The following is an 11,747-nucleotide window of genomic DNA, read 5'->3' as shown; positions in this document are numbered from 1 at the left end:
CGCCGCCAGCGTTCGTCCTGAGCCAGGATCAAACTCTCCGATAAAAGTTTGAATAGCTCTTTAAAAATAAATCTAGAATTAACGTTGACGTATTGTCTTGTTTTGTTCAGTTTTCAAGGTTCAATGTTTTAGTGACTCCGTTTGGAGCGACCTTATTAATTTACCACATATCCTTATGCGGTGTCAACTGTTTTTCGGAATTATTTATTGGTGTTTCTTCTAAATAATTCATTGCGTTTCAGCGACGTTTATTAATATACCAAGTTTATCGGGAGGGGTCAATACATTTCATGAACTTTTTTCAAAAAAATATTTCAAACACATTACCTCTTTTACACCCCCGCCTTTTTTCATTCAGTTAGCCGCTCCCTCCATTCCCTACTATGGCATAAATAGTAAAGCTCCCGTTCGGATACGTACGGAAGCTGATTTTTATCAGTATGTTTCTTTCTTGGCTGCCGTCTTCATATACTTTAGACATTCCTTATGACTGGCAAACCTTTTAAAGAGTGAAAATAAGATTTTGTACCGTTCATCCATTGCTCTCTTAACGATATGATCAATTCGAGAATCTTTTAGATCGAACAGTATTTCATCCATTTCTCTTTTTAGCAAATACTCTATTTCTTGTTTCTCTCTGTCATTAATCATTAACCCCAGCAAGTATGTCACCCCTTAATGTTTGTATTTGTAGTTTTTTCCATTAAAAGAAATTTATAATCATTTTTTTATAAGATAGATATTTTTTCCGGGGACATGCATATCTTTAGTAGAGATAGACGGTTGAACGGAGGGATGAAATATTGAATACGTTTCACACAGTTCATGCTAAGAAGTTAAAGCAAATCAGTCTGATTATCGTGATTTCATTTTTCACTGCCTTGTTTGTATATAGCAGTAACCTTTCGACTCTTTCTGTTTTTAGTACGAAGGATGGACCGAAAGCGATCTACAAAGGGGAAAAGGGAGTCGCGATTACATTCAATATTGGTTGGGGAGATGAAAAAGCGGGGCCGATCCTTGAAGAATTAAAGAGGATGAATGTCCAGTCCGCTACCTTCTTTCTTTCCGGAGCCTGGGCGGAAAGACACCCTGATTTAGTGGAACAAATCGTGAAGCAGGGATATGAAATCGGAAATCTTGGCTATGCCTATTCCGATTATACGGATATGCAACCGAATAAGATCAAGCAGGACATTTTAAAAGCAGATACCGTTTTTAAGAAGCTGAATGTAAAAGATGTGAAGTTATTACGCGTGCCAACCGGTCACTTTGATAAAGAAACATTAAAGGTAGCTGACTCTCTTGGACTTACAGTGGTTCACTGGAGTGTAGACTCTAAAGATTGGACGAATCCTGGTGTAGATGAAATCATCAATAATGTGAAGAAAGCAAAAAAAGGGGACATCATTCTCCTTCACGCATCGGATTCCGCTAAACAAACGAAATCCGCTTTACCGAACATCGTGAAGGAGTTGAAAGGAAAAGGGAACTTCATTACGGTTTCAGACATGATTTCAAACGGGGATGCCAAGTCTTCCCTCATACAATAATAAAAGCCCGCTGATGAAGGGATCTCATCAGCGGGCTTTTATTTATTTTAACTCTTCGTTGGCTGCTTATGTTGTCTTTCCAATTGGGACTTCTCGATATATTTAGGAAGACGCAGAAGCTGGAATGCATTACATGCCAATAAGGCCAGCAGCATAAGGTACAACCATTTAACGGAATTCACCAGTAGGACCGGCAGCCACTCCAGTGTCGTTACCACAATCATAAAGAATAAGGCAGACACAAAGGTGTTCGTCTTGGCTTCTGATTGCTGATTCTTCATATAAGCTACGATTAAGCCAACGACCAGGATGCCGATTCCCAGAAAAATATAAGGCGTATACGACTCGCCTTCTTCAGCGAAAGCTCTGAATCGGAAGTAGATTAAATCAAACAGGACTAGAGCAATCAGGACCACTTGAACAGGATTCCATAAGCCCTTAAACATTCCCATCCCAAATTGATGGATGGTTAAATAAGCAAAATACCCCATCTGACTGATTACACTAAATGTGAAACCTACAAATATAAACCAAAGTAGACTTGATAATATGCCAATCACGTTCCCGTCTTGAACGTATGGGCCGAACTGATCCCATCTAATGAGAAGTGCGGCGGTGGCAGTCACAGCTCCACCGATCACTAACGTATGAATGAAAAAACGAATCCAATTGCGGATGGTCACTTCTATTTTCCTCCAAATAAAAAAATATACACTCTTTTGATTGTACCAACGCCACTGTAAAAAATCCAGGTTCCAATTTTCCTTGTGCATATTTTTTTCGTTATTTCTCATATTAAGGGTAAGGGAATTTGTATGGAAGGAGCCTACCCATGAAAAGATATTCCTTTCTTTTTCTACTGACGATTTTTCTTCTATCCGCTTGTGGCGGTGGTGGGGATACAGGCAGTGGCAAAATGGATTATGAAGAAACCAAGAAAATGGTTGTCGATATATTGAAGACAGATGATGGTAAAAAAGCGATTCAAGAAGTCATGTCTGATGAAAAAATGAAATCAGAGCTTATTATGGACCAAGGGGTTGTGACGGATACGATTTCAAAGACGTTGACCTCTGAAAAAGGAACTGAATTCTGGAAGAAATCCTTCGAAGACCCTAAGTTTGCCGAAGCGATGGCGAAAAGCATGAAGGATGGAAATGAAAAATTGCTCAAAGACCTCATGAAGGATCCTGAGTATCAAAAAATGATGATGGATCTGTTTAAGGACCCTGAATTCAAGAAGGAACTGACTGAAGCATTAAAAAGCCAAGAATATAGGGAGCATCTGCAAAAAGTCATTACGGAAACATTTGAAAGCCCTCTGTTTAAGGCTAAACTTCAGGATGTATTGTTGAAGGCTGCCGGAGAAATGAAAGACGGCGGTAAAAGTGGAGGTGGAGGTGAAGAATCCTCTTCCGGGGGACAAGGCGGATCTGAGGATACTGGTGGTACAGGCAGTGGCGGCGGAAGCCAATAAGATTTAAAAAGGACAAATGCGTGGAGATTCCAACGCATTTGTCCTTTTATACATTTCATTAAGAGAGTTTTTCAATCACTTTATGAGCGATGTCACCATAGATCTGCCCTAAACGGTGGTCCTCTGCGTAAATGGAAGGAGCAAAATCCTCTTCGTTCCAATCAGGCTGTTGAAGGGGAAGCTTGCCTAATAAATCGGTACGGAGTTCTTCCGTCAGCTTCTCTCCTCCACCTTGACCGAATACGAATTCTTTTTCGCCTGTTAATTTACTTTCGAAATAGGACATGTTCTCAACCACACCGAGAATGTCATGATCGGTTTGGAGGGCCATGGCGCCTGCTCGAGCCGCTACGAATGCTGCTGTTGGATGCGGCGTCGTTACGATGATCTCCTTACAATGCGGAAGCATCGTGTGAAGATCAAGGGCAACGTCTCCTGTTCCCGGCGGCAGGTCCAATAGCAAGTAGTCCAGCTCTCCCCACTCTACTTCTGAGAAGAAATTATTCAGCATTTTCCCGAGCATCGGCCCTCTCCAAATAACAGGGGCATTGTCTTCTACAAAGAAGCCCATAGAGATGACTTTTACACCGAAACGTTCTACCGGAATAATTCTTTCTCCCCGAACAACCGGTCGTTTCACGATTCCCATCATATCCGGAACACTGAACCCGTAAATATCTGCATCCACGAGCCCGACTTTTTTGCCTTGACGGGCCAACGACACAGCTAAGTTAACAGAAACCGTCGATTTTCCTACTCCGCCTTTTCCGCTGGCAATCGCGATAAAGGTTGTTTTACTTGCAGGTGATAAAAGATCCGTTCCTTGTCCACCGGATCCTCTATGCTTTTCAAGCTCTTCCTGTGGAAGCTCCGTGAACCGGATCCCGACAGATTCCGCTCCGTTATCCTTTAAGACTTGTACGATCTTTTGTTGGAATTGCATTTGTTCACCAGTACCTGTCTTGGCAATGGCGATCTTCACGCTTACATGCTTCTTTTCTTCCTTAATTGAAATTTCTGCGATACCATTTGTTTCTTCTAACGTTTTATTTAAAAAAGGATCTTTTAATCCAAATAAAAGTTCCCGTGTCTGTTGTTCAGTTAACATGAATAACCACCCTTTTCTATGTATTCGTTTTCAACCAATCTTCTTTCAGTATAACATATTCTCAGTTGAATGAATGATCAAAAGGTTTTGAATGCTTTTGTTGAATAATAAAAGCATTCACTAAAAAAAGCTGAGAGGTTATTCCTCGTCAGCCTTTTCTTCGTCTTCATCTTCCATTGTTAAATAATCGAGAACTCCCTGGTATACAGAGGCAGCGATTTTTTGCTGGTAGTCTTCTTTAAGTAAGTTAGCCCGCTCGCCCGGATTGGATAAAAACCCGATTTCCACTAAGGCTCCTGACTTTTTGGCGTGTTTTAAGATATACACATTTTGAATGCCCTTCGCTTCACGTGTCGTGTTTTCTAAATTACGTGTAAGCTCTCCTTGAATGGCTTTTGCAAGGGCTTTATTTTCTTTATACTTTGGATTATAGAATGTTTGGGCACCGCTCCACTTAGCAGATGGGATGGAGTTCAGATGGATACTTAAAAATAAGTCTGCTTCAGAATCATTGATTAAGCTTAGCCTCTTCTTTAAATCCTCCACTTTCCGGCGGCTGTATCCTTTGGTTCCTTCATCGGCAAGATCTTCGTCTTTTTCACGTGTCAGGATCACGAGAGCCCCTTGTTCCTGGAGATAATCCCTTATCATCAGAGACACATTTAAAGCGATGTCCTTTTCAAGGGCATCCTGATCACCAGCCCCACCGTCCGGCCCGCCATGTCCGGGATCTATATAGATGATTTTACCTGATAAGGGGAGATTCCAGGAATCCCACGTATCCTTGTCCAGAATCTTATATTGAATAATGAATAATAATATCGCCAGTGCAGAAATCATCCCGATAATCTTTAGTTTCTGAATCATTCCAGTCCTCCCATTTCAGTTTCAACCCGGAGTAAAACCTCTTTATAGCTCCGCTGTCCTTACTAAAAAATATGGGACGAGAATGATTTTTAGAACTGAAATGATTAATTCAAACGCAGTTTATGACGCTTGATCCCCTTTTCATACCCTTCTGACCACCATGTTTCCACATAGTGCTCGCAGCAGAAATAAAAGGATTCATCCACTTGATTAGAGACGCCCATCTCTGACCAATACAGCCAAAAATTATATAGGGTATCAATAAAGTGTTTTAATTCTTCCTCGCACCGCTTTTTCACGAGGTCTGCGGATTCACCCGTATAACCAAACTTGCTGACCTTTCCACCGAGCAGATAGGCTTCAATGGCCACATCAAAGCATGCCTCATCGAAGCCCTGCTGCATGAATACGCCGCCTTGAACCTTTATATATCCAAAATGCTTCCGGACACTCTCCTGAAGCATTTTAATCGAAATCTCTTTCAGCAATGTTCTTTCCGTCTTGATTTGCTTTTCTCTTCTCTTTGTATTGAAAGTTGTAATAACGTTCAAAAGTCATCCACCCCTTTGAACGTATTTTCCTACTTAACACAACACTTCATTCGAGTAACTGTTACCAATTTTTTTAAGGGACGGACCTCCACATTCAGCCTTCTTGCAGAGTATTTTCCTGGTATAAAGGGATTCAGGTACAGATTTAAGATGAAATCGCAGGTCCTTCCCTCAAACCACCAATTTTACAAACAAAAAAGCCCAACCGATAAGAATCGATTGAGCTTTTGTTTGAAATAATAATTAACGCTTAGAGAATTGTGGCGCGCGACGTGCACCTTTAAGACCGTATTTTTTACGCTCTTTCATACGAGAGTCACGAGTTAATAATCCAGCGCGTTTTAGAGATCCACGGTACTCAGGGTCTGCTTGTAGTAAAGCACGAGCGATTCCGTGACGGATCGCACCAGCTTGACCAGAATAGCCTCCACCATGAACGTTTACTAATACGTCATAGTTACCAAGAGTTTCAGTTGCAACTAGTGGTTGCTTAATTACTTCTCTTAGTGCTGCGAATGGGATATATACTTCTACTTCACGATCATTGATAACAATGTTTCCGTTACCTGGTACTAAACGTACACGAGCTACTGAGCTCTTACGACGACCAGTTCCGTAATATTGAACTTGAGCCAAGATAATAACCTCCTCTTATTAATTATCCACGAAGTTCGTAAACTTCAGGTTGTTGTGCTTGATGCTTATGCTCTGCTCCAGCATATACATGTAATTTCTTGAACATTTGACGACCTAGAGAACCTTTTGGAAGCATACCTTTGATAGTAAGCTCTAACATTTTCTCTGAGTAGTTTGTACGCATTTCTAATGCTGTACGTTGTTTTAAACCACCTGGGTGATTAGTGTGACGGTAGTAGATCTTATCCGTTAACTTTTTACCAGTTAGTTCAATTTTTGAAGCATTAAGAATGATTACATGATCACCAGTGTCAACATGTGGTGTGAATGTTGGTTTGTGTTTTCCGCGTAGAATTGAAGCAACTTCACTAGCTAAACGTCCTAGAGTTTTGCCTTCAGCATCTACAACGAACCATTTACGATCGATTTCGTTGGCTTTTGCCATATACGTTGTACGCATGATTTAACCTCCTATTTAATGAATCCGTAGTATTTATTTTCTAATCACAATAAGTTTCCGGGGCTTATCGTGGGGTTAATAACATACCATATGCTATATTATCTTGTTCCCAGACTATTGTCAAGAGAATGTTACACCAGGATTAGTTGTTTTAGTATTTTTTTTGAAAGGAATATAAATTCCTATTTAAGATTAGGTTCATAATCAACCTTCCACAGATATAACCCATGGGGTGGCGCTGTCTTCCCTGCCCTATTGCGATCCCGTGCTTCCAGTATTTCATGGATCTTCTCTACCGGTAAATCCCCGGAGCCTACCTCTAATAAGGTACCCACCAGTATCCTCACCATATTGTATAAAAATCCATTTCCTACAAAAGAAAAAATGATTTCTTCTTCATGTTCTTGAATCTCAATATGGTGAATCGTTCTTACTTTATCTTCTACTTCCGTCTTAGCCGAACAAAAGCTCGTGAAGTCGTGCTCTCCGATTAGAAGCTGTGCAGCATGCTCCATATCCGTCACAGATAAAGTGTAGGGATAATGAAGGGAGAAGTGACGGTTAAACGGACTTCTCGACTCTCCCGTATACACACGGTAGCGATATTCCTTCTGTACGACAGAGAACCTTGAGTGGAATTCGGTTGGAACAAACTCAGCTTCTTTAACGGTTACTTCATCCGGTAAGCGTGTATTCAGCACGACCGGCCATTTCTCTTCAGGGATGGATAAAGGTGTATCAAAATGAAAAACCTGACCATTCGCATGAACACCTGCGTCGGTCCGCCCCGACCCACTGATCCGGATTCTTTCCCCTTTATGGATCGTAGACAGAATATCTTCTATGAGCCCCTGGACGGTTCGCTGGTTGGGTTGTACCTGATAACCATGAAAATAGGTGCCATCATAAGCGATGGTACACTTCACTCTCTGCATACATGACACCCCCGTTAGCCTCTAAAAATAATTAATACAACTGTTAGAAAGGCCAGTACCACTAAAGACCCTGTATCTTTCTTGTGCCAGGATAACAGCCGGTATTTCGTCCTTCCTTCTCCGCCTTGATACCCTCTTGCTTCCATGGCTGTTGCCAGGTCCTCTGCACGTTTAAAGGCACTGACGAAAAGGGGGATCAGTAAAGGGATGATGGCTTTGATCCGATCTTTGATAGGACCGGAAGAAAACTCAGCCCCCCTTGCAATTTGTGCCTTCATGATTTTATCCGTTTCCTCCATCAAAGTCGGAATGAACCTTAAGGAAATCGACATCATAAGAGCCAGCTCATGAACGGGAAACTTCACTTTTTTCAATGGGTTCAAAAGCGTCTCGAGACCGTCCGTAATCGTGATGGGGGAGGTCGTCAGCGTTAATAAAGACGTGACGAGAATCAAATAAAAGAATCGTAAAGAAATAAATATCCCCTGCCTTAACCCCTCTTCATGAACAGATAATACGCCTAAGTTCAGGATGACGGGGCCTTCCTTGGTGAAAAACACGTGTAAAAAGAACGTAAACAAAATCAACCATAGGATAGGCTTCAATCCGCCGATAATAAAACGCAAGGAAAGATTAGAAAGAATGAGTGCGCTAAACGTAAAAAGACCGAGCAATCCATACGTAACAAAATTATTTGCGAGAAAGACGACACATATAAATCCAAAGATAAATAAAAGTTTTGCCCTCGGATCCATCTGATGAAGGATGGATTTAGCAGGTACGTAGCGACCAAAGATCATTTTCTCCATCATAGGACTGCACCTCCGTCACTGACTGTACGGATGGCTGAAGCTAATTCTTCTATCGTTAAACAGGTTTTCGGTAGCTTCTTTCCTGATTTGTGTTCAAATTGATATTGAAAACGAACGACGTCGGGCACGTCCAATCCCATCTCAAACAGTTCGTCCGCCGAAGAGAATATCTCCTCAGGACTTCCTTTTCTCTTAAGACGGCCTTTCTGCATGATCACAATCTCTTCTGCATAATGAGCAGCGTCTTCCATGCTATGGGTGACGAGAATGGTCGTCAGTCCTTTTTCTTTATGAAGCTCATAGAACATGTCCATGATTTCACGTTGACCCCTTGGATCGAGTCCCGCAGTAGGTTCATCGAGGACAATGACCTCAGGATTCATTGCAAGTACACCTGCAATGGCCACACGTCTCATTTGTCCCCCTGATAAATCAAAAGGGGATTTTGTAAGTACTTCTTCTGAAAGTCCAACCTTTACGATCAGTTCCTTGGCTCTTCTTATCGCATCTTCTTCGGATACTCCAAAGTTCATTGGTCCGTAACAGATGTCTTTAAGTACGGTTTCTTCAAACAGCTGATGCTCAGGAAATTGAAAGACGATGCCTACCTTCTGTCTGACCGGCTTTAAGCTTTTTGCCTTTTGTTTGGCTTTTATTTGATGCTCTCCAACTTGTACAAGGCCCTCCGTTGGCTTTAACAGTCCATTTAAATGCTGCAGGAGTGTTGATTTCCCTGAACCGGTGTGACCGATCACCGCGAGAAATTGACCTGTCGGGATGGAAAGATCGATGTCTTGAAGGGCAAGTTTTTCGAATGGAGTGTTGAATGAATATCGGTATTCTACCTGTTGAAATGTGATTTGCATAATTCATCCACCAACTCTTCTTCTGTAAAATAGGTTTTAGACAGGGGTATCCCTGCTTCTTTAAGGGCTCCGGCAAGCTTTATTGTAAAAGGAGAGTCAAGGCCCAGCTTGATTAATTCATCCTCTAATAAGAAGATTTCTTCAGGGGTTCCTTCTTTAAAGACCATCCCTTGATTTAAAACAATCATTCGATCGGCTTTTGTCGCTTCTTCCAGGTCGTGGGTGATGGAAATCACCGTCAGGTTTTCTTCCTCTTTCAGCTTACGTACTGTCTCAAGGACTTCTTTTCTTCCTTTCGGATCAAGCATCGATGTCGCTTCATCTAAGATGATGATCGATGGCTGAAGGGCTACGACCCCGGCAATCGCTACACGCTGCTTTTGACCCCCTGATAAATGGTGCGGCTCTTGATTAAGAAAATCTTCCATATGGACACTTTTTAAAGCATCATTGACTCGCTGTACCATCGATTCATAAGGTACCCCATGGTTTTCTAACCCAAAAGCCACATCATCTTCTACTGTAGCACCAACAAATTGATTATCGGGATTCTGAAAAACCATACCCAGCTTTGAACGGATGTCCCAAATAGAGCTCTCCTCAAGAGCGATCCCGTCCACCGTTACCCTCCCTTTTTCAGGAAAATGAAGCCCATTCAACATTTTGGCAAGAGTCGACTTACCGGATCCGTTATGACCGACAATCGCTAACCATTCACCTTGATTGACAGTCAAACTAATGCCTTCAAGGGCGAAGGAATTCTGATCAGGGTATCTGAAATGTACATCGTCTACTTTAATAATTTCCTTCAATTTCTGTATCCTCCTCTACGCTCTTCCATACTCAGCTCTGCTCAAAAAATCTCTGCATATAAAAAAAAAGCCTGCACCCCGACCAAAGAAAAGAGATCTTTTCTTGTTCAACCACTGAACAGCTTCTATGAAAATAGAAGTTGGAAGGGATGCACGAGCTAGACGAGTCAGCCGGAGCTGCTCATCGTAACGCTCTGCTTTTCATCAACATGCACTTATACAAAAAGGGCAAAGAAGCAGTTAAGGATTAACTGTCCTGCCCTTAATGTTAGAAGTCACGAATTATTAAACTAATTCGATGATTGCCATTGGAGCACCGTCACCACGGCGAGGACCAACCTTCATAATGCGAGTATATCCGCCTTGACGCTCTGTGTAACGAGGAGCGATGTCAGAGAATAACTTTTGTAAAGCATCTTGGTTGTTTTCAGCGTTTGCAACTTCTTTACGAATGAATGCACCAGCTTGACGACGCGCGTGAATGTCACCACGTTTACCTAAAGTGATCATTTTTTCCACAACTGAACGAAGCTCTTTCGCACGAGTTTCAGTTGTTTCGATACGCTCGTTAATGATTAGGTCTGTAGCTAAATCACGTAGCATTGCTTTACGTTGAGCACTGGTACGTCCTAACTTTCTGTAAGCCATTAAGGGTTCCCTCCTTTGTTGAATCTATATATGAAAGAAGATGTTATCAGTCGTCTTTACGTAAGCCAAGTCCAAGGTCTTCAAGTTTAACTTTAACCTCTTCAAGTGATTTACGTCCTAAGTTACGCACTTTCATCATATCTTCTTCTGTCTTGTTAGCAAGCTCTTGAACAGTATTGATTCCAGCACGCTTCAGGCAGTTATAAGAACGAACAGAAAGATCTAATTCTTCGATCGTCATCTCAAGAACTTTCTCTTTTTGGTCTTCTTCTTTTTCTACCATGATTTCAGCATTCTGCGCTTCATCTGTAAGGCCAACGAAAATATTTAAGTGTTCTGTTAGAATCTTAGCACCTAAAGAAATCGCTTCTTTTGGTCCAATACTTCCATCAGTCCATACATCAAGAGAAAGTTTATCGTAGTTCGTCATTTGACCAACACGAGTATTTTCTATTTGATAGTTAACGCGTGAAACTGGAGTGTAAATAGAATCGATTGGGATCACGCCAATAGGAAGATCCTCACGTTTGTTCTGGTCTGCTGGTCTGTATCCACGTCCACGTGATGCGCTTAAACGCACACGGAAGTGTCCACTCTTAGATAATGTTGCGATGTGTAAATCAGGATTTAACACTTCTACATCACTATCATGAGTAATATCAGCAGCCGTTACAACTCCTTCGCCCTGCACATCAATTTCAAGCGTTTTTTCTTCATCAGAGTAGATCTTCAACGCTAGCTTCTTGATATTCAAAATGATGGATGTGACATCCTCTACGACGCCTTCAATTGTTGAAAACTCATGCAGTACTCCATCTATTTGAATAGATGTGACAGCAGCACCTGGGAGTGACGATAGTAGGATACGACGTAAGGAGTTACCCAAAGTTGTACCATATCCACGCTCAAGTGGTTCTACGACGAACTTTCCATATGTGGCATCATCGCTGATCTCAACCGTTTCAATTTTTGGCTTTTCAATTTCGATCATTAATATTTACCCTCCTTCAAAACGTCGAAAC

Annotated in this window: 15 protein-coding genes; 2 read left to right on the top strand and 13 right to left on the bottom strand. The window is 41.7% G+C overall.

What is annotated here, in order from left to right; genetic code table 11:
* Nucleotides 1-435 precede the first annotated feature (435 nt).
* A complete protein-coding gene (locus ACOSV2_RS22030) occupies nt 436-663 on the bottom strand; it encodes a hypothetical protein (protein ID WP_113970914.1) in 228 nt (75 codons plus the stop codon).
* Between the two features lie 140 nt (nt 664-803).
* Here ACOSV2_RS22030 and pdaB point away from each other — a divergent pair, with 140 nt between their 5' ends.
* Nucleotides 804-1,553 (top strand): polysaccharide deacetylase family sporulation protein PdaB, encoded by a 750-nt coding sequence (gene pdaB, locus ACOSV2_RS22025; RefSeq protein WP_428976847.1) that lies wholly within the window; start codon nt 804-806, stop codon nt 1,551-1,553.
* 47 nt (nt 1,554-1,600) lie between these two features.
* Here pdaB and ACOSV2_RS22020 read toward each other — a convergent pair whose 3' ends face one another.
* Entirely contained in the window at nt 1,601-2,236 is a 636-nt protein-coding gene (locus ACOSV2_RS22020; RefSeq protein WP_428976846.1) for a KinB-signaling pathway activation protein, read from the bottom strand.
* 149 nt (nt 2,237-2,385) lie between these two features.
* Here ACOSV2_RS22020 and gerD point away from each other — a divergent pair, with 149 nt between their 5' ends.
* Nucleotides 2,386-3,030: a spore germination lipoprotein GerD gene (gene gerD / locus ACOSV2_RS22015; protein ID WP_428976845.1), complete on the top strand. Its 645-nt coding sequence runs from the start codon at nt 2,386-2,388 to the stop codon at nt 3,028-3,030.
* Between the two features lie 58 nt (nt 3,031-3,088).
* On the opposite strand, the gene ACOSV2_RS22010 is transcribed toward gerD, so the two are convergent.
* The 11 genes from ACOSV2_RS22010 to ACOSV2_RS21960 form a co-directional block, all read right to left on the bottom strand.
* On the bottom strand, nt 3,089-4,138 hold the full coding sequence (locus tag ACOSV2_RS22010; protein WP_324746292.1) for a P-loop NTPase: 1,050 nt from the start codon (nt 4,136-4,138) through the stop codon (nt 3,089-3,091).
* A 138-nt stretch (nt 4,139-4,276) separates the two neighbouring features.
* Nucleotides 4,277-5,005 carry an N-acetylmuramoyl-L-alanine amidase CwlD gene (gene cwlD, locus ACOSV2_RS22005; RefSeq protein ID WP_428976844.1) on the bottom strand — a complete coding sequence of 243 codons (729 nt, stop codon included), beginning with the start codon at nt 5,003-5,005 and terminating at the stop codon, nt 4,277-4,279.
* A 104-nt stretch (nt 5,006-5,109) separates the two neighbouring features.
* Nucleotides 5,110-5,556 carry a DUF2521 family protein gene (locus ACOSV2_RS22000; RefSeq protein ID WP_428976843.1) on the bottom strand — a complete coding sequence of 149 codons (447 nt, stop codon included), beginning with the start codon at nt 5,554-5,556 and terminating at the stop codon, nt 5,110-5,112.
* Nucleotides 5,557-5,799: 243 nt separating this feature from the next.
* Nucleotides 5,800-6,192, bottom strand: coding sequence for a 30S ribosomal protein S9 (gene rpsI / locus ACOSV2_RS21995; RefSeq protein ID WP_113970907.1), 393 nt, complete (start codon nt 6,190-6,192; stop codon nt 5,800-5,802).
* Between the two features lie 22 nt (nt 6,193-6,214).
* Nucleotides 6,215-6,652, bottom strand: coding sequence for a 50S ribosomal protein L13 (rplM, locus tag ACOSV2_RS21990; protein WP_113970906.1), 438 nt, complete (start codon nt 6,650-6,652; stop codon nt 6,215-6,217).
* 182 nt (nt 6,653-6,834) lie between these two features.
* The gene (truA, locus tag ACOSV2_RS21985; protein WP_428976842.1) at nt 6,835-7,587 is read right to left on the bottom strand and encodes a tRNA pseudouridine(38-40) synthase TruA; all 753 of its coding nucleotides are present in this window, start codon (nt 7,585-7,587) and stop codon (nt 6,835-6,837) included.
* A gap of 14 nt (nt 7,588-7,601) precedes the next feature.
* The gene (locus tag ACOSV2_RS21980; RefSeq protein ID WP_428976841.1) at nt 7,602-8,399 is read right to left on the bottom strand and encodes an energy-coupling factor transporter transmembrane component T family protein; all 798 of its coding nucleotides are present in this window, start codon (nt 8,397-8,399) and stop codon (nt 7,602-7,604) included.
* The gene (locus ACOSV2_RS21975) at nt 8,396-9,265 is read right to left on the bottom strand and encodes an energy-coupling factor ABC transporter ATP-binding protein (RefSeq protein ID WP_428976840.1); all 870 of its coding nucleotides are present in this window, start codon (nt 9,263-9,265) and stop codon (nt 8,396-8,398) included. Before ACOSV2_RS21975 ends, ACOSV2_RS21980 begins: the two co-directional genes overlap by 4 nt.
* Nucleotides 9,241-10,077 (bottom strand): energy-coupling factor ABC transporter ATP-binding protein, encoded by an 837-nt coding sequence (locus ACOSV2_RS21970; protein WP_428976839.1) that lies wholly within the window; start codon nt 10,075-10,077, stop codon nt 9,241-9,243. Before ACOSV2_RS21970 ends, ACOSV2_RS21975 begins: the two co-directional genes overlap by 25 nt.
* A gap of 285 nt (nt 10,078-10,362) precedes the next feature.
* Nucleotides 10,363-10,725 (bottom strand): 50S ribosomal protein L17, encoded by a 363-nt coding sequence (rplQ, locus tag ACOSV2_RS21965; protein ID WP_034765940.1) that lies wholly within the window; start codon nt 10,723-10,725, stop codon nt 10,363-10,365.
* A 46-nt stretch (nt 10,726-10,771) separates the two neighbouring features.
* Nucleotides 10,772-11,716 carry a DNA-directed RNA polymerase subunit alpha gene (locus tag ACOSV2_RS21960; protein WP_034765941.1) on the bottom strand — a complete coding sequence of 315 codons (945 nt, stop codon included), beginning with the start codon at nt 11,714-11,716 and terminating at the stop codon, nt 10,772-10,774.
* Between the last annotated feature and the right edge of the window lie 31 nt (nt 11,717-11,747).

It is taken from the genome of Rossellomorea sp. DUT-2 (assembly GCF_052665285.1).
The sequence above is the reverse complement of the archived record's forward strand: the minus strand, read 5'-3'. Positions and strand labels throughout refer to the sequence as shown.